Below are 17,671 nucleotides of genomic sequence, written 5' to 3' on the forward strand. Positions count from 1 at the left end.
CGGGGGGGGCGTCACCGATCCGGGTGCCCCCCGCCGCTCCGTGGTGTCAGCCAGCACCAGCGGGACCCCATCGACGGATGGGCTGCGGAGCAGGTGGCGGGTCCGCCGCACATCGGTGGGGGGTGATCCGGCAGGATCGACGGTGACCGGACACATCACCCAACACGGCAGGAGATCCCCGCATGAACCAGGCAGCAGGCGCCCGATCGGGTAAGCCCGAGGTTGGTCCGATCGAGGGTGCACCGCCGGCCGACCTCGTGATCGAGGACATCACCGTGGGCGACGGCCCGCAGGCCGAGCCGGGCCAGCTGGTCAGCGTGCACTACGTCGGCGTGTCGCACTCCACCGGCGGCGAGTTCGACTCGTCCTGGAACCGGGGCGAGGCGTTCGACTTCCCGCTCGGCGGCGGTCAGGTCATCGCCGGCTGGGACCAGGGCGTGGCCGGCATGCGGGTCGGCGGTCGCCGCCGGCTGACCATCCCGCCGCACCTGGGGTACGGCGACCGCGGCGCGGCCGGCGTGATCAAGCCGGGTGAGACGCTGATCTTCATCGTCGACCTGCTCGACGTGCGCTGAGTCACTGTCGGGGTCGCCGGCCCACCCGCCGGCGGCCCCGCGCCGACCTCGGCTCGGCGGGTGGGAGCACGCCTCGTCGGGCGGGGTCAGGCGGCCAGTTGCAGGTCGGTGGTCGCGACCACCGGGCGGCGCGCGGCCTCGATCACCGTGGCCGGCTCCAGGATCGTCATCACGCGGTGCAGCCCGCTGACCCGCAGCACCCGCGCCACCACCGGGCTCGGGTCGACCAGCACCAGCTCGCCACCGCGGGCCCGGACGCGCAGATGCGCGGCGAGCAGCGTGCGGACGCCAGCCGCCGAGAACAACCGCAGCTGCGACAACTCGAGTTGAAGCACCGGGCGGGCCGGCGCGGACCACAGCGCGGACCGGAACGCGGCCACCGTGGCGATGTCGATCTCGCCGGCCACCCGCATGAGGACCCGCTCGTCACCCACGCTGACCTGCACGTCGAACCGGTCGCTGTGCTCTTCCATGCAGTGAAATCTAGCCGCCACCACCGACACTTTCGTCCCTGGACGCAGTGATTCCGGGTACGCCCAGGGGCATACCCCGAGCTGCACCGCCTCCCTCTCGGGGTGGAGTCAGGGGCTCGGGCGGCGCGCCGCCAGGGCACGGAGTTCGCGGGTCCGCCGGCACGCGGGTGGAGAATAGGTCGATGCTGATCCCCCAGCCCCGGCCGCCCCGGCTGATCCGTCCGGTCCGCGAGCCGGCGACCAGCCCTCCGGCGCTGGCCGGTGCGTGGGCCCCCACCGACCGCCGGCTCGACCAGGCCGAGTTGCTCCCCCTCCCCGCCGGGGCCGTCGGCCCCGAGGACGTGCTGGTCGACGGCGGCGGGCGGGTGATCAGTGGTGACGAGGACGGTCGGCTCTGGTGGTGGCCGGTCGACGCGCGCGCCGGCACTCGACCCCACCTGCTGGCCGAGACCGGTGGCCGACCGCTCGGCATCGAGCTGGATCCATCCGGCGAGGCCCTGGTGGTCTGTGACGCGTACCGCGGGTTGCTGCGGGTCACGCCGGACGGCGCGGTACGCGAACTGACCGGAACGGCACCCCCGGTTCACCTGGCCAACAACGCGACGGTGGGCCGGGACGGCACCATCTACTTCACCGACAGCTCCGACCGGTTCCCGGTCTCGCACTGGAAGCGGGACCTGCTGGAGCACCGCCCCAACGGTCGGGTGCTGGCCCACCAGCCGGGCAGCGGCCGTACCGAGGTGGTGACCGACGGGCTGTACTTCCCCAACGGGATCGCGCTGACACCGGACGAGTCGGCGCTGATGGTCGTGGAGACCAGCGCCCACCGGCTGCTGCGCGTCGAGCTGAGCGGCGGCGTGCGGGTCCTCGCCGACCTGCCCGCGTACCCGGACAATCTCGCCTCGGTGGGTGACGGGACGTACTGGATCGCGCTGCCCAGCCCCCGGGTGCCGATCGCCGAGCGGCTGCTGCCGCATCCACGGCTGCGGCAGATCGCTGCTCTGCTGCCCGACGCTCTGCAACCGCAGCCCCGCCGCTACGGGCTGGTCGCGCTGGTCGACGGCGCGGGCGCGGTCCGCCGGACGCTGCACGGTCCGAGCGGGCACTACTCGATGATCACCGGGGTACGCCAGCACGGCGACCAGCTCTGGCTGGGCAGCCTGACCGGGTCCGGGGTGGCCCGCGTACCCCTGGGGTGATGGCCGACAGGGCCGGTCCGCCACCGGTGGCGGGCCGGCCCTGTGTTGCCGATCGGTGACTCAACGGCCGCTGACCGAGGGCGCCGGGGCGGGCGATCCGCCGGCCACCGCGCCCGGGTGCGCCGGGGCGACCGGCGCGGGCTTGAGGCCCGGCGGCACCGGCAGTGCGCTGCCCCGGGCGAACTCGTCCCAGCTCACGTTCCAGGCGGTCCAGCCGTTGCCCGGCTGCAACTCCACCTCGGTGCCCTTGACGGTGATCAGGTCACCGACCTGCGTGACCCCCATCAACCAGTCGGCCGCCGCGGCGGAGACGTTCGCGCAACCGTGCGACACGTTGGTGTTGCCCTGGTCCCCCTCGGACCAGGGGGCGGAGTGGATGAACTCGCCGCCCCAGGTGTAGCGCTGGGCGTCGTCGACGTCGACCACGTAACCGCCGTTCGGCTCGCCCCGGGTGTCGAAGGTGGTCCGCTCGTGCTTCTCCATGATCACCATCTTGCCGCTGGAACTCGGCGTGCTCGGCTTGCCCAGGCTGACCGGGATCCGGCGGATCTGCTTGCCGTCGCGCAGCACCGTCATCTGCTTGGTGGCATTGTCGATCTCCAGCGAGACCTGTCGCCCGATCTTGGAGGTCGCGGTCCGCTCGGCGTCACCGACCTTGTCCTTGCCGATCGGCAGACCCTCCAGACCGGCCCGGACGCTGATGGTGGTTCCCGGCTTCCAGAAATCGGGCGCCCGGTAATAGACCTGGGTGCCGTCGGCCAGCCACGACCAGGTGCCCGGCTGCGGCGGATTGGTCTTTACGAACAACCGCCGCTGCACATCCGCTCTGGCCTCTTTCGGAATTCCCGGGTCGAACGCCACCGTTACCGGCATCGCGGTGCCGTACGTCCGATTACCGTTGAAATAGAGGGTGCTGGTGATCTGCGGTTTGGTCGATTTGGCCATGGTCGTGAACGTGGTGGTGCGGGTGGTGGTGGCACCGGAGTCACCGGTCGCGGTCACCTCGGCGGTGTAGGTCCGCTTCGGCTGCAGCGGCGCGCTCGGCACCCACCCGGAGCCGTCCTCGCGCGGCTCGGCGTTGACCTGCTTGCCCTTGTCGTCGGTGAGGCGTACGGCGGTGACCCGCCCGCCCTTGACCACGGTGCCCACCTCGGCGCTGACCGGGACGTCCCGGGCCTTGTCCCCCGGTGTCACGGCGAGTTCCGGTGGGGCGGCGTGCTTCTTGGCCGAGCCGGTCGCCGACTCCCGCTCGGCGGTGCACGCACCCAGGACGAGTGGTGCGGCTGCGATGGTTACGGCCAACAGCGTCAATCGCCGCCTGAACGTCATGTTTCAGTCCCCCCGTTTCGACTTCCCTCCGTCACATTCTCGCTTGCCCGAGTGAGCCATTAGCGGCATTCGGAAATAATCGGCCGCGCATTTATCGACGCATTTTCCGACAATGCTCCAGTTGGCCGGAACAGGGGTTCAACCGACCGGTGTCGTGCGCTTCGCGCCGCTTGAGCGACGCGACGTCGACTGTCCGGATGCGGGGTGGGCGTCGGCGCCGGAGGGTGGGCTCACGCGCGCCGGACCGGGCGAGGCGCGCCCACGGCAGGGCCAGGCCGGGACCGGGCGCGGCCGGCGGGTGCGGGGCGCGGGAGGCACGAGGTCACAGCCGGTGGCGCACCTCGGGGGCGGACTTTTGTCAATTGGAGCGAAGCTTCTGCCGAACGCGACAAAGCTTTGCCTTCGTCCGAAGGCAAGGGTAAGGTCACGATCCAGATAGAGGGTTGCCCATTCGTCGATCATCTTGCCGCCACCTGTGCCGGGTCGCCGCGATCCGCTCCCGATGGGTCCGGGCCGCACCCACGAGCCGTCCCTCACCGTCCCGCCGAAGCCCACCGCGGCCGGTTCGGCGCGCCCGGCAGACGGCAGTCAGGTCGACCTCCGTCGACGGCGTACCAGCCGTCAGGAAGGGACCACCACCATGGATCAACAACTCAACACACCGGCATCCGAGCCGGTCAGCCGCCGTGGCGTGCTGCGTGCCGCGACCGTCTCCGCGGCTGCCGTCGGCGCCGCCGGTCTGCTCGCCGGCCCGGCCACCGCCGCGCCCGGCGCATCCGGGGCGCAGGCCCAGGGCCGCCGTCGGGTGCCGGTGGACCGGATCAGCATTCAGCTCTACACCCTGCGTGACCAGCTCGCCATCGACCTGCCCGGCAGCCTGGACGCGCTGCGCCGGATCGGCTACCGGCGGGTGGAGCACGCCGGTTTCGTCGGTCGCACCGCGGCACAGTTCCGGGCGGCGCTCGACGACGCCGGGCTGCGGTCCACCTCCGGGCACGTCGGCATCCCACAGCCGTTCGACGCCGCCACCTGGGAGCAGGCCCTCGCCGACGCCAACGTGGTGGGCTGCAAGAAGATCGTCCACCCGTACTTCGGTCGGGACGCGGCCGGTCAGCCGATCCGGGACCCCGCCGTCTACCGGGCCCTGGCCCGGGACCTGAACAAGGCCGGCCGACTCGCCGAACGCGCCGGGCTCGACTTCGGCTACCACAACCACCAACTCGAGTTCGTGCCGCTGACCGGGGGCTCGACCGGGTTCGACATCCTCAGCTCCCAGACCGATCCCCGGCTCGTCCACTTCGAGCTCGACCTCTACTGGACGTGGCGGGGCGCCCACGACCCGGTCGACGTGATCCGGGCCAACCGCGGCCGGATCCGCCAGGTGCACGTCAAGGACCTCGACGTCGAGGCCGGCTTCGCCGACCTCGGTGACGGCGTCATCGACTTCGGCCGGATCTTCGCCCACGAGCGGGAAGCCGGCATCGAGGAGTACATCGTGGAGCGTGACGACGCGGGCACCGCGCCGCGCTCCCCCGCCGACGCCCTGGACACCGCCCGCGTCGGCTTCGACTACCTCGCCTCACTCCGGTACTGAAAACACCTCGGGGGACACACCTAATGAACAGGACCGCACTCGCGTCCGCCCTGCTGCTGGTGACGGCCGGCCTGGCCGTACCGCCGTCGGCAGCGGCCGCCGCGCCGGCCGCGCCGCCGGACAGCAGCTTCCAGAAAGTGACACTCAACGACTTCCCGGGCGAGCCGATCAGCCTCGCCGTGCTGCCCGACCTGCGGGTGCTGCACACCTCCCGCACCGGTGAGGTCCGCATCCACGACCCGCGCACCGGGCTGAACACCCTCGCCGCCGACATCCCGGTGTACGAGCACGACGAGGAGGGGTTGCAGGGGGTCGCCATCGACCCGAACTTCGCCCGGAACAAGTGGGTGTACCTCTACTACTCGCCGCCGATGGACACGCCGGTGGACGACCCGGCGACCCCGGACGTCAACGAGGGGGACGCGCCGGAGACCGGCACCGCAGCGGACTGGCAGCGGTTCAAGGGCGCGCTGCGGTTGTCCCGGTTCAAGCTGGACGGGATGCGGCTGAACCTCGCCAGCGAGCAGCAGATCATCGAGGTGCCGACCGACCGGGGCATCTGCTGCCACGTCGGGGGCCAGATCGACTTCGACAGCAAGGGCAACCTGTACCTGTCGACCGGTGACGACACCAACCCGTTCGCCTCCGACGGCTACATCCCGATCGACGAGCGGGCCGACCGTAACCCGGCGTACGACGCCCAGCGCACCTCCGCCAACACCAACGACCTGCGCGGCAAGCTGCTGCGCATCAAGCCGAAGGCCGGCGGTGGTTACACGGTCCCGGCCGGGAACCTGTTCAAGCCCGGCACGGCGCAGACCCGCCCGGAGATCTACGCGATGGGGCTGCGCAACGCGTTCCGGTTCGCCGTCGACAGGCGCACCGACAACGTGTACCTGGGCGACTACTCCCCTGACGCCTCCAACCCGAACCCGGAGCGCGGGCCGGCCGGACACGGCCGATGGATGATGATCGACAAGCCGGCGAACTACGGCTGGCCGTACTGCGTGACGCCGACGATCGCCTACCGCGACTACGACTTCGCCACCGGCCAGTCCGGCAAGAAGTTCAACTGCGCGCGCCCGGTCAACGAGTCACCGCACAACACCGGCAAGCGGCAGCTGCCGCCGGTCGAGCAGCCGCAGGTCTGGTACCCGTCCACCGCCTCGGGTGAGTTCCCGCAGCTGGGCACCGGCGGTATCGGCCCGATGGGTGGCCCGGCGTACGACTACGACGGGACCAGCACCTCACGGACCCGCTGGCCGGCCTACTACGACGGGGTTCCGCTGTTCTACGAGTGGACCCGCGACTACATCAAGGAGTTCCGCCTCGACTCCGACGGCGACGTCACGGACATCCGCCCGGTGGTGCCGTCGCTGGTGGTGGACAACCCGATGGACATGGAGTTCGGCCCGGACGGCGCGCTCTACGTGCTCGAGTACGGCGACGGCTACTTCGCCGAGAACCCGGACGCGCAGCTGTCCCGGATCGACTTCGTCCGGGGCAACCGGACCCCGATCCCGAAGATCAGTGGCACGCCGACCGTGGGCCAGGCCCCGCTGACCGTCGCGTTCTCCAGCGCCGGCACGACCGACCCGGACGGCGACAAGCTGAGCTACGCGTGGGACTTCAACGCGGACGGTTCGGTGGACAGCACCTCACCGAACGCGACCTGGACGTTCCCGGAGAACGGCTCGTACACCCCGACGTTGAAGGTGACCGACCGCACCGGCCGTTCCGCCTCGGCATCCCTGCCGCTGGTGGTCGGGCCGACCGCACCGATCGTCGAGTTCGTCGCCCCGGTGGCCGGTCAGCCGTTCGAGTTCGGGCAGACGGTCGCGTACGAGGTAAAGGTCACCGACGACCTGCCGGTGGACTGCTCCCGGGTGAAGGTCACCTACGTGCTCGGGCACGACGAGCACGGGCACCCGCTCTCCACCTCGACGGGTTGCAGTGGGAGCATCCCCACCTTCCTGGACGGCGGGCACAGCGGCGCTGACAACCTGACCGCCGTGTTCGTCGCGGAGTACACCGACGCGCCGACCGACCCGGGCGTACCCCCGCAGTCCGGCTCGGCGACGGTGGTGCTGGACCCGACCCCGGTGGCCGGCCTGGCCGGCTGACCAGTTCCACAGTGTGACAGCGGCGGCGGTCGGAGCGATCCGGCCGCCGCCCGTCGGTCAGCTCCAGTCGCTGTCGACGTGGTTGTCGCGCCAGCGTCCGCCCACCGGCGGGGTGTCCAGCCGCATCCCCGCCTCGGCGTTGCCGGCGAGGTCGTTGTCCTCGACCCGGCAGTCCACGCAACTACCCCGATCGGTGATCCACAACCCGTGCGTCTGGGTCTGGTTGTCGTGGTTGTCCCAGATCCGGTTTCCGCGGATGGTGGCCGAGTCGAACGCCGCGTTGATGGTGATGCCGGCCCGCTGCCCGGGTGCGGGGTCGAGTTCGTACGCGCAGCCCGGCGGCGGCACGTTCCCGCTCCACGCGCTGAACGCGTCCGGGCGGACCGGGGCCAGAGTGAGTTCGTCGCCGGTGTTGGCGGCCACCGTGGCCACCGACCGGCCGACCCGCAGGATCTTGCCGCGGTGCCCGTCGTGCGGCCAGTCGGCGGCGCGGTCCACCAGGCTCCGTTCGCTGTAGCGGACGGCCTCGCCCGCACCGCCGGCGGCCCGGCCGTACTGCCGCCCGTTGTTGCGGATCCGGTTGTTGAGCAGGACCGCGTCGGTCATCTGGTGGTCGACCCGGATCGCGTCGAGGCCGTTGCCCCAGAACTCGTTGCTCTCGATCACCACGTCCCGGACCGGGCCCTGGTAACCGCGCCTGAGGTCGCGGCAGTGGTAGCCGTGCTGGCCGTTGCCGCTGATCCGGTTGCCCCGGACGGTGTACGGTCCGGGGCTGTTGCCGATGCTGATCCCGTCGCGCAGGTTGCCGTCGATGACGCAGTCGGTGACGAGCCCGCCCCGTCCGGCCACCGTGGAGGTGCCCTGCGACGACACGTCGAAGCCGGCCTCCAGGTTTCCGGTCATCGTGCAGGCGGAGACGATCAGGCCGTCGGCGCCCCAGTCGGAGATGCCGAAGCGGTTGCCCTGACTGTGGCAGCCGATGATGCGGTAGCCGCGCGGCGGCGTCCAGTAGTCCTTCTGCAACTCCAGGAAGATGCCGTTGGTGCCGTTGGCCAGGGCGGTGCAGTTGGCGATGGTCAACCGCTCCACCGGTCCCCAGCCACCGATGCCGATCCCGATGCCGGCGCCGCCCATCTGCTCGCCGTTGTCCAGTCGGCCGCAGCCGACCACCACCACCCCGTCGATCAGGGAGTCCTGGAGGAAGTCGCAGCCCAGGCCGCTGGCCGCGGTGTGGTGGATGTAGAGGTTGCGGAAGACGCCGCGCACCACGTATTGCAGGCCGAGGCCCTTGGCCAGGTAGTTGTACTCGGCCATGGCGACGCCGGAGCCGTCGATCTGGAAGTCGGCGAAGGTGCAGTCGGCGATGTGCCGGTCCCGGTCGGCGCCGTGCTGCACCGTGGTCCAGAAGGCCAACGGGGTCGGGTCGGCCCGGTTGCCCTCGTTGCTGAGCATGAACCGGGTCGCCGCCGGGCCGGCCCCGATCAGCGACACCCCGCTGTGCCACACCGTGCCGGCGTCGCGGATCGAGTAGATGCCCGGCGGGCAGTAGATCACCCGGGCCCGCCCGTCGGAGGCGTACCCGGCGCCGAGCCGGTCCACCAGGGCGGCGAGCGCCGGCTGGTCGTTGGTGGAGCCGTCGCCGGTCAGCCCGTACTCCCGGGCGTCGCAGTAGAGCGGCGCGCCGGCGGCGGCGGGCCGCCGCACCCGGACCGAGTTCAGTAGCAGCTCGTTCGCCACGGCCACAGGCCGGCTCCCTTCGACGCGTTCGGTGCGCTCCGGCGGGGCCGACTTCCCTGTGACACCGCCGGGAAACCCCCGGACGTGCGCCGGCCCCGGCGTCGCACGGGCGACACCGGGGCCGGGGGTACGCGTCAGACGGCGGCGATCAGCAGCGCCGGGCGCTCCACACAGTCGGCGACGTGCCGCAGGAAGCCACCGGCCACCCCGCCGTCGCAGACCCGGTGATCGAAGGTGAGGCTGAGCTGGGTCACCTTGCGGACGGCGAGCTGCCCGTCGACCACCCACGGCTTGTCCACGATCCGCCCGACCCCGAGCAGGGCCGCCTCGGGGTGGTTGATGATCGGCGTGGAGCCGTCGACGCCGAACACCCCGTAGTTGTTCAGCGTGAAGGTGCCACCGGTCAGCCGGGCCGGGGGCAGGCTGCCGGCGCGCGCGGCGGCGGTGGTCGCCGCCAGTTCGGCGGCCAGTTCGGCGGTGGTGAGCCGCTGTGCGTCGCGCAGCACCGGCACCAGCAGCCCCCGGTCGGTCTGCGCGGCGATGCCGAGGTGCACCCCGGCGGACTGGACGATCCGCTGCCCCTCGGTGTCCACCCGGGCGTTGAGCTGCGGGAACCGGCGCAGCCCGCTGAGGCAGATCCGGGCCAGCAGGGCCAGGATGCTCACCGGCGCGTCGGGCGTCGCCGCGTTGATCGCCGCGCGGGTCTCCAGCAGCGCGGTGGCGTCCACGTCGACCCAGATGGTCACCTCGGGGATCTCCCGCCGGCTGCGGGAGAGCTTGTCGGCGATCACCTTGCGCACGCCGGTGAGCGGGACGATCACGTCGCCCTCCCCGGTCGACGCGAGGGCGACGTGCGGGTCGGGCACGGCGGCGAGCCGGGCGGCGGGCGCGGTCAGCGCGGCCTCCACGTCGGCGCGGCGGATCACCCCGCCGGGCCCGGTGCCCCGCACGGTGGCGAGGTCGACGCCGTGCTCGCGGGCCAGCCGCCGCACGATCGGCGAGATGACCAGAGCGGCGGGCGATGGTGCCGGGTCGCCGGCAGCCGCGCCGGTCGGTGCGGTGTCGGCCGGTTCGGGGGCGACCGTCAGGCGGGGCCGCCGCCGACGGCGGGTGGTGGTGCCGTGGCCGGTGCCGTACCCGATCAGCACGTTGCCGGAGCCGGCCCGCTCCTCCTCGCGGTAGGTGGCGTGCCCGGCGGGCTCGTCGCCCCCGTCCAACGGCGCGATGGTGATCAGCGGCTGGCCGACCGGGCGTACCTCACCGGCCGCGCCGTGCAGGGTGACCACCCGGCCGGCGTACGGGCAGGGCACGTCGACGACGGCCTTGGCGGTCTCCACCTCGACCACGCTCTGGTCGACGGTGACGATGTCGCCCACGGCGACCCGCCACTCGACGATCTCGGCCTCGCTCAGCCCTTCGCCCAGGTCGGGCAGGAGGAAGACCTGCGTCCGTTCGACGGTGGTCATGCCGCCGCCCAACGCGCGTCCGCCTGGTCGTCCCACTGCAGGCGGGCCACCGCGTCGAGCACCCGGTCCACGCCGGGCAGGTGGGTGTGCTCCAGCATCGGCGCCGGGTACGGGATGTCCAGCCCGGCGACCCGCAGCACCGGGGCGTGCAGCGCGTGGAAGCAGCGCTCCTGCACCCGGGCGGCGATCTCCGCGCCGACGCCCGCGAAGCCGGGCGCCTCCTGGATCACCACACACCGGCCGGTCCGCCGGACCGAGGCGGCGATGGTGGCGTCGTCGAACGGCACGATCGTGCGCACGTCGACGACCTCCAGGTCCCACCCCTCCTCCCGGGCGGCCTCGGCGGCCTCCAGCGCGACCGGCACCGCCGGCCCGTACGCCACCAGCGTGGCGTCACGACCGGGGCGACGCACGACGGCCCGGCCGAACGGCTCGGTGCGGGCCGGGAGAGACGCGTCGGCGCTGGCGAAGTAGAGCTTCTTGGGCTCCATGAAGACCACCGGGTCGGGGTCGTCGATCGCCTCGCGCAGCAGCGAGTACGCGTCGTCGACGGTGGCCGGGGTGACCACCTTCAGCCCGGGGGTGTGCGCGTAGTACGCCTCGGACGAGTCGCAGTGGTGCTCGACCCCGCCGATCCCGCCCGCGTACGGAACCCGGATGACGATGGGCACGCTCAGCGCGCCCCGGGTGCGGTTGCGCAGCTTCGCCACGTGCGAGGCGATCTGCTCGAACGCCGGGTACGCGAACGCGTCGAACTGCATCTCGACCACCGGGCGCAGGCCGGACATGGCCAGGCCGACGGCGAAGCCGACGATGCCGGCCTCGGCGAGGGGGGTGTCGAAGCAGCGCTTGTCGCCGAAGCGGGCCTGCAGGCCGTCGGTGATCCGGAAGACGCCGCCGAGCGCGCCGACGTCCTCGCCGAAGACGACGACCCGGTCGTCGGCGGCGAGCGCGTCGGCGAGCGCGGTGTTGAGCGCCTTCGCCATGGTGGTGGCCATCAGGCGTCACCCTCCTCGGCGTGAGCGGCGGCCAGTTCGGCGCGGACCTGCTCACGCTGTTCGATCAGCTGCGGGGTGGGTTCGGCGTAGACGTGGTCGAAGAGGCTCAGCGGGTCGACAGCGGGCTGCGCGTTCATCCGGGTCCGCAGGTCCGCCGCGTACGCCTCGGCCTGCTCGGCGATCTCGGCGACCGCCGCGTCGTCGAGCACGCCGCGGGCGCGCAGGTAGGTCTCCAGCCGGGCGACCGGGTCCCGGTCCCGCCAGGCGTCGACCTCGGCGCCGTCGCGGTAGCGGCTGGCGTCGTCGGCGTTGGTGTGCGGCTCCATCCGGTAGGTGTGCGCCTCGACCAGGAACGGCCCCTTGCCGGCCCGGGCGTGGGCGACCGCGCGGGTGAGCACGGCGAGCACCGCTACCGGGTCGTTGCCGTCGACCTGCTCGCTGGGTACGCCGTAGCCGACGCCCTTGTAGGCCAGCGACGGCGCGGCGGTCTGCCGGGACAGCGGGACGCTGATCGCGTACTTGTTGTTCTGCACGAAGTAGACCACCGGCGCCTTGAACACGGCGGCGAAGTTGACCCCCTCGTGGAAGTCGCCCTCGCTGGTGGCGCCGTCGCCGATGAAGGCCAGCGCCACGGTGTCGCGACCCTGGTACGCCTCGCCGTGGGCCAGCCCGGCGGCGTGCACGCACTGGGTGGCGAGCGGGGTGCACTGCGGTGCGGTGCGTACCTCCGTCGGGTCGTAGCCGCAGTGCCAGTCGCCGCGCAGCAGGGTGAGCACCTCGACCGGGTCGATGCCCCGGGCAACCAGCGCCATCGACTCGCGGTACGTGGGGAAGACCCAGTCGGTGTCGCGGACCGCGAGGACCGCGCCGACCTGGCACGCCTCCTGGCCTCGCGAGGACGGGTAGACGGCGAGTCGGCCCTGCTTGGTCAGGGCGGTCGCCTGGGTGTCGAAGCGGCGGCCGAGCACCATCCGGCGGTACAGCTCGCGCAGCACCTCGGCGGCTGGTTCGGGGTAGTCGGCGCGGGCGGGCAGCGGCGTGCCGTCCTGGGCGAGCAGGCGGACCGGCTCGGCGTCCGGCAGCAACGAGCGGGCCGGGTCGGGCGGGGTGACCGTTCGACGGGCGCGCGGGGATGCCCTGCGGACCGCCTGGGGAGTGGTCGTCACGGCGGAACCTCCTGGGACGTGTGGTGAGCCTATGCTTCCGCTTGTGGATGATTGACTCAAGATCGACACAGAAGGCGGGACGGTTGGCATGCGGAGGGCCCAGCAGTGAGCCAGGAGACCGCCGACGAAGCGAGCGGGGGCGCGGGATCGGGACGATCGGCCCGAGCGTTGGACGAGGTCGACCGGCGGATCCTCGATGAGCTGGTCCGCGACGGTAGAACGTCGGTGCGCACCCTTGCCGAACGCATCCACATCTCCCGCACCAACGCGTACGCGCGGGTGGAGCGGTTGCTGCGCGACGGGGTGATCACCGGGTTCCGGGCCCAGGTGGCGCCCGAGGCGGCCGGGCTGGGCACGTCGGCGTACATCGCCCTGACCATCGAGCAGAACACCTGGCGGGAGGTGTCGGCCGAGCTGGCCCGGGTGCGCTACATCGAGCACGCGGCGTTGCTCGGCGGTGACCACGACGTGCTCGCGCTGGTGCGCGCACCGGACAACGCCGCGCTGCGCGACGTGGTGCTGGGCCGGGTGCAGAGCATTCCCGGGGTGCTGTCCACCCGCACCTGGCTGGTCTTCGAGGAGTTCGACGGGGCCGGCAGCCCCTGGGCGTGAGCGGCCGGGCTCACCGCTCCGGCGGGGCCTCCAGCCCGTCGCGGTCGGCCAACTCCAGCAACGGCTCCAGCGAGTGCCGGTCACCGTCCAGGCCGGCGTGCGGGTCGCCGCGCTCGGCGAACCGGGCCGGCATGCTGAGCACGTCGAAGTCCTCCGGGCGGACCCGGTCCAGCTCCGACCAGTCCAGCGGGGCGGAGACCAGCGCGGCCGGCGTCGGCCGGATCGAGTACGCCGAGGTCACCGTGTGGTCCCGGGCCATCTGGTTGTAGTCGACGAAGACCGGCCGGTCCCGCTGCTCGCGCCACCAGGTGGTGGTGACCAGGTCCGGCAGCCGGCGCTGCATCTCCCGACCCAACGCGAGCACCGCCCGACGGCAGTCGCCGAAGCTCCACCGCGGCTCGATCGACAGGTAGACGTGCAGGCCCCGGCCGCCGGTCGTCTTCGGGTAACCGGTCATGCCCAGCTCGGCGAGGAACGCCCGCACCTCGTGCGCCACCGGCACCACCTGCTCGAAGCCGACGCCGGGCATCGGGTCCAGGTCGATGCGCAGCTGGTCGGGGCGTTCCACATCGGCGGCGGTGACCGGCCACGGGTGGAACCGCAGGGTGCCCAGGTTGGCCGCCCAGATGACCACCGCCAGCTCGCTCGGCGCCACCTCGTCGGCGGTACGGCCACTGGGGAAGGTGATGTGCGCGGTCCGCACCCACTCGGGCGCTCCCGCCGGCAGCCGCTTCTGGTAGAACGCGTCACCCCGGTTGGTCTGCCGGGTGGCGATCGTCGCGCCCTCGAAGACCCCACGGGGCCAACGTTCGAGCATGGTCGGCCGATCCCGCAGCGCGCGCAGGATGCCGTCACCCACCGCCAGGAAGTAGCGGACCACGTCCAGCTTGGTCAGCCCACGCTCCGGAAAGTAGGGCTTGTCGGGGCTGGAGACGCGGACCAGCCGCTCGCCAACCTGGATCTCCTCCGCCGCCGTGGCCATCTGCCGAGGGTACGACCTGCGCCCCCGCCGGGACGCCCACCGACCGGACATCGGCACAGCGGATCACCGGACACGGTTACCGTCGGCGGCGCCCGGGTAGGGGGGCCGCATGGCGGAACTGGCGACGCTCTGGATCATCCGGCACGGTGAGAGCACTGCGAACGTGGCGGCGACACACGCCGAGGCGACCGGTGAGGAGCTGATCGGCCTCAGGCACCGCGACGCCGACGTGCCGCTCTCCCCCACCGGGGAGGAACAGGCCCGGGCCACCGGACGTTGGCTGGCCGGGCTTCCCCCGGACCGTCGGCCGGACGTCGCGGTGGTCTCGCCGTACCTGCGGGCGGTCTCCACCGCCGAGTTGGCACTGCACGGCACCGACATCCCGGTGAGCCGGGACGAACGGCTGCGCGACCGGGAGCTGGGCATCCTCGACGGGCTGACCGGCCACGGGGTGCGGCGGCGCTACCCGGACGAGGCCGCGCGCCGGGAACGACTCGGCAAGTTCTACTACCGCCCGCCGGGCGGAGAGTCCTGGACGGACGTGGCGCTGCGGCTGCGCACCCTCCTCGGCGACCTGCGCCGAGACCACGAGGGCCAGCGTGTTCTGCTCTTCGGCCACGACGCGCTGGTCTTTCTGCTGCGCTACCTGGTGGAGGGGCTGACCGAGACGGACCTGATGGCGCTGACCCGCCAGCACGTGATCGCCAACTGCTCCATCACCGACTGGTCCGCCGACGCGGAGCACCGGCTGAGGCTTGACGGCTTCAACGAGGTCGGCCACCTGCACCGACAGGGCGCCCAGCCGACCAGGGAGGACGAGATCCATGCCGAGCCGGTCTGAGGTGAAGGTGATCACCCCGGCGTTGCTGCGGGACTGGGCGCTGCCGGTGCCGGTCGGTGGGAAGGAGAGCCGGGGCACCGTACTGGTGGTCGGGGGTTCCCGCTTCACGCCGGGCGCGGTGCTGCTCGCCGGGGTGGCCGCGTTGCGCGCCGGCGCCGGGGTGCTCCAGCTGGCCGCCGCCGAGTCCAGCGCCGCCGCGCTGAGCATCCAGGTGCCCGAGGCGCTGGTGGTCGGGCTGCCGGAGACCACCGACGGCGCGGTGGCCGCCGACCGGGACGGGCAGCTCGGCGACCTGGTCGCGCAGGCCGATGTGGTGACGCTCGGCCCGGGCCTCAAGGCGATCGAAGAGACCAACCGCCTGCTGGACCTGGTCCTGGAGGCGGCCCGCCCGGACACGTCGCTGGTGCTCGACGCGTACGCCCTCGGCGCGCTCAGCCACACACCGGACCTGCTGGTCGGCTCCGGTCGACCGGTGGTGCTCACCCCCAACGTCACCGAGGCGGGGCATCTGCTCGGGCGGGACCCGGGCGACGACCTGGACGCCGAGGCGGCCGAGGTGGCCGCCCGGTACGAGGCGGTCGTGTCGCTGTACGGGCACGTGGCCGCCCCGGACGGGCGGGGTTGGCGGGAGGAGAGCGGCGACGCCGGCCTGGGCACCTCCGGCAGCGGGGACGTGCTCGCCGGGTTGCTGGCGGGGCTGCTGTCCCGGGGTGCCGATCCGGCGCAGGCGGCCTGCTGGGGTTCGTTCGCGCACTCGGTGAGCGGCCAGCGGCTGATCCCCCGCTACGGCCGGATCGGCTTTCTGGCCCGGGAGCTGCTCGACGAGATCCCCCGCACCCTGGCGATGGTCTGAGGCGGTTTCACCTGTTTCCGCGCTCGGCGTGGCGGTGGTGCTGATCGAGAACGTCACCCACCACGTCGAGGAGGACGAGCCGGGCGCTTCGTCGAGCCTCGGCGGAGCTCCGCTGGAGGGCGGCCCAAACGGCCGGGCCCGGCCCGGTACGATCGTCGCGGGCCGTTACTGGCGCGTGGGGATGGATAACCATCGGGGAGCGGCCCCGTCATGAGGACGTCTGCCGAGCGCCTGGGCCTTCCGCACGTCTGTAGGAGGTCGCATGTCCCGCAACGCCGAGTCCACCGCATTCCGCAGCGCCCTTGAGGTGATCCGGGCTGTCGAGCCGCGGGTCGCCGACGCCATCGGCGCCGAGCTGACCGACCAGCGGGAGTCACTCAAGCTGATCGCCAGCGAGAACTACGCCTCCCCGGCGACCCTGCTGGCGATGGGCAACTGGTTCAGCGACAAGTACGCCGAGGGCACCGTCGGCCGCCGCTTCTACGCCGGCTGCCAGAACGTCGACACCGTCGAGGCGCTCGCCGCCGAGCACGCCCGGGAGCTGTTCGGCGCCGCGCACGCGTACGTGCAGCCGCACTCGGGCATCGACGCCAACCTGGTCGCCTTCTGGGCGGTGCTGGCCGACCGGGTGGAGTCCCCCGCCCTGAAGAAGGCCCAGGTCCGCCAGGTCAACGACCTCACCGAGGCCGACTGGTTCGCGCTGCGCCGCGAGCTGGGCAACCAGCGGATGCTCGGCATGTCGCTGGACGCCGGTGGCCACCTCACCCACGGCTTCCGGCCGAACATCTCCGGCAAGATGTTCGACCAGCGCAGCTACGGCACCGACCCGGCGACCGGCCTGATCGACTACGACCGGGTGGCCGAGGCCGCCCGCGAGTTCAAGCCGTTGATCCTGGTGGGCGGCTACTCGGCGTATCCCCGGAAGGTGAACTTCCGGATCCTGCGCGAGATCGCCGACTCGGTCGGCGCCACCTTCATGGTCGACATGGCGCACTTCGCCGGCCTGGTGGCCGGCAAGGTCTTCACCGGCGACTTCGACCCGGTGCCGCACGCGCACATCGTCACGACCACCACGCACAAGTCGTTGCGTGGCCCGCGCGGCGGCATGGTGCTCTGCCAGCCGGAGCTCGCCGACCAGGTGGACCGGGGCTGCCCGATGGTGCTCGGTGGCCCGCTCCCGCACGTGATGGCCGCCAAGGCGGTCGCGCTCGCCGAGGCCCGCCGGCCCGACTTCGCCGACTACGCCCAGCGGATCGTGGACAACGCGCAGGCGCTCGCCGAGGGGCTGCTGCGCCGGGGCGCGAAGCTGGTCACAGGTGGCACCGACAACCACCTGGTGCTGATCGACGTGTCCGGTTACGGGCTCACCGGCCGGCAGGCCGAGCAGGCCCTGCTCGACTCGGGCATCGTCACCAACCGCAACTCGGTCCCGCAGGACCCGAACGGGGCCTGGTACACGTCCGGCATCCGGATCGGCACCCCGGCGCTGACCACCCGGGGCCTCGGCACCGCCGAGATGGACCAGACCGCCGAGTTGATCCACACCGTGCTGACCCAGACCACCGCCGGCGCCAACGCCGACGGCACCCCGTCGAAGGCGAAGTACACCCTGGACCCGGGCCTGGCCGACAAGGTCGCCCGTCAGGCCACCGACCTGCTGGCCACGCACCCGCTCTACCCGGGCATCGACCTGGCCTGACCCGACCGACTCGTGTCGATCATG

Annotated in this window: 15 protein-coding genes and 1 riboswitch; of the genes, 8 read left to right on the top strand and 7 right to left on the bottom strand. The window is 72.3% G+C overall.

Features of this window, described 5'->3' with window-relative positions; translation table 11 throughout:
• Positions 1-182 precede the first annotated feature (182 nt).
• Positions 183-575, top strand: a complete 393-nt coding sequence (locus tag QCZ28_RS32675) for an FKBP-type peptidyl-prolyl cis-trans isomerase (protein ID WP_279520236.1) — start codon at positions 183-185, stop codon at positions 573-575.
• An 86-nt stretch (positions 576-661) separates the two neighbouring features.
• Here QCZ28_RS32675 and QCZ28_RS32680 read toward each other — a convergent pair whose 3' ends face one another.
• Positions 662-1,048: an STAS domain-containing protein gene (locus QCZ28_RS32680; RefSeq protein WP_279520237.1), complete on the bottom strand. Its 387-nt coding sequence runs from the start codon at positions 1,046-1,048 to the stop codon at positions 662-664.
• Positions 1,049-1,230: 182 nt separating this feature from the next.
• Between QCZ28_RS32680 and QCZ28_RS32685 the strand changes: the two genes are divergently transcribed.
• Positions 1,231-2,247: an SMP-30/gluconolactonase/LRE family protein gene (locus tag QCZ28_RS32685; protein ID WP_279520238.1), complete on the top strand. Its 1,017-nt coding sequence runs from the start codon at positions 1,231-1,233 to the stop codon at positions 2,245-2,247.
• Positions 2,248-2,307: 60 nt separating this feature from the next.
• Here QCZ28_RS32685 and QCZ28_RS32690 read toward each other — a convergent pair whose 3' ends face one another.
• Entirely contained in the window at positions 2,308-3,576 is a 1,269-nt protein-coding gene (locus tag QCZ28_RS32690) for an Ig-like domain-containing protein (protein WP_279520239.1), read from the bottom strand.
• Positions 3,577-4,216: 640 nt separating this feature from the next.
• Here QCZ28_RS32690 and QCZ28_RS32695 point away from each other — a divergent pair.
• Together QCZ28_RS32695 and QCZ28_RS32700 are read left to right on the top strand one after the other, a co-directional pair.
• Positions 4,217-5,170 carry a sugar phosphate isomerase/epimerase gene (locus tag QCZ28_RS32695; RefSeq protein WP_279520240.1) on the top strand — a complete coding sequence of 318 codons (954 nt, stop codon included), beginning with the start codon at positions 4,217-4,219 and terminating at the stop codon, positions 5,168-5,170.
• Positions 5,171-5,193: 23 nt separating this feature from the next.
• Entirely contained in the window at positions 5,194-7,293 is a 2,100-nt protein-coding gene (locus QCZ28_RS32700) for a PQQ-dependent sugar dehydrogenase (RefSeq protein ID WP_279520241.1), read from the top strand.
• 57 nt (positions 7,294-7,350) lie between these two features.
• Here the strand turns inward: QCZ28_RS32700 and QCZ28_RS32705 are convergent, their stop codons facing one another.
• The 4 genes from QCZ28_RS32705 to pdhA all read right to left on the bottom strand — a co-directional run bounded on the left by QCZ28_RS32705 (position 7,351) and on the right by pdhA (position 12,693).
• Positions 7,351-9,030, bottom strand: coding sequence for a right-handed parallel beta-helix repeat-containing protein (locus QCZ28_RS32705; protein ID WP_279520254.1), 1,680 nt, complete (start codon positions 9,028-9,030; stop codon positions 7,351-7,353).
• Positions 9,031-9,164: 134 nt separating this feature from the next.
• The gene (locus QCZ28_RS32710; protein WP_279520255.1) at positions 9,165-10,508 is read right to left on the bottom strand and encodes a dihydrolipoamide acetyltransferase family protein; all 1,344 of its coding nucleotides are present in this window, start codon (positions 10,506-10,508) and stop codon (positions 9,165-9,167) included.
• Positions 10,493-11,497 (bottom strand): transketolase C-terminal domain-containing protein, encoded by a 1,005-nt coding sequence (locus QCZ28_RS32715; RefSeq protein ID WP_279520256.1) that lies wholly within the window; start codon positions 11,495-11,497, stop codon positions 10,493-10,495. Before QCZ28_RS32715 ends, QCZ28_RS32710 begins: the two co-directional genes overlap by 16 nt.
• Positions 11,494-12,693, bottom strand: a complete 1,200-nt coding sequence (gene pdhA / locus QCZ28_RS32720) for a pyruvate dehydrogenase (acetyl-transferring) E1 component subunit alpha (protein WP_279520257.1) — start codon at positions 12,691-12,693, stop codon at positions 11,494-11,496. Before pdhA ends, QCZ28_RS32715 begins: the two co-directional genes overlap by 4 nt.
• Positions 12,694-12,765: 72 nt before the next feature.
• Here pdhA and QCZ28_RS32725 point away from each other — a divergent pair, with 72 nt between their 5' ends.
• A complete protein-coding gene (locus QCZ28_RS32725; RefSeq protein WP_030337902.1) occupies positions 12,766-13,272 on the top strand; it encodes an Lrp/AsnC family transcriptional regulator in 507 nt (168 codons plus the stop codon).
• Between the two features lie 10 nt (positions 13,273-13,282).
• On the opposite strand, the gene QCZ28_RS32730 is transcribed toward QCZ28_RS32725, so the two are convergent.
• The gene (locus tag QCZ28_RS32730) at positions 13,283-14,254 is read right to left on the bottom strand and encodes a DNA primase small subunit domain-containing protein (RefSeq protein WP_030337903.1); all 972 of its coding nucleotides are present in this window, start codon (positions 14,252-14,254) and stop codon (positions 13,283-13,285) included.
• A gap of 109 nt (positions 14,255-14,363) precedes the next feature.
• Between QCZ28_RS32730 and QCZ28_RS32735 the strand changes: the two genes are divergently transcribed.
• From QCZ28_RS32735 to QCZ28_RS32745, 3 genes are all read left to right on the top strand, one after another.
• Positions 14,364-15,095 carry a histidine phosphatase family protein gene (locus QCZ28_RS32735; protein ID WP_279520242.1) on the top strand — a complete coding sequence of 244 codons (732 nt, stop codon included), beginning with the start codon at positions 14,364-14,366 and terminating at the stop codon, positions 15,093-15,095.
• Positions 15,079-15,948: an NAD(P)H-hydrate dehydratase gene (locus tag QCZ28_RS32740; RefSeq protein WP_279520243.1), complete on the top strand. Its 870-nt coding sequence runs from the start codon at positions 15,079-15,081 to the stop codon at positions 15,946-15,948. The genes QCZ28_RS32735 and QCZ28_RS32740 overlap by 17 nt, the downstream gene beginning before the upstream one ends.
• Before the next feature lie 154 nt (positions 15,949-16,102).
• A riboswitch (ZMP/ZTP riboswitch) is annotated at positions 16,103-16,192 on the top strand.
• 18 nt (positions 16,193-16,210) lie between these two features.
• On the top strand, positions 16,211-17,647 hold the full coding sequence (locus QCZ28_RS32745; RefSeq protein ID WP_210865972.1) for a glycine hydroxymethyltransferase: 1,437 nt from the start codon (positions 16,211-16,213) through the stop codon (positions 17,645-17,647).
• Positions 17,648-17,671 lie beyond the last annotated feature (24 nt).

Origin of the sequence: Micromonospora sp. DH14 (assembly GCF_029809455.1) — a bacterium.
GTDB classification, from domain to species: Bacteria; Actinomycetota; Actinomycetes; order Mycobacteriales; family Micromonosporaceae; genus Micromonospora; species Micromonospora parva.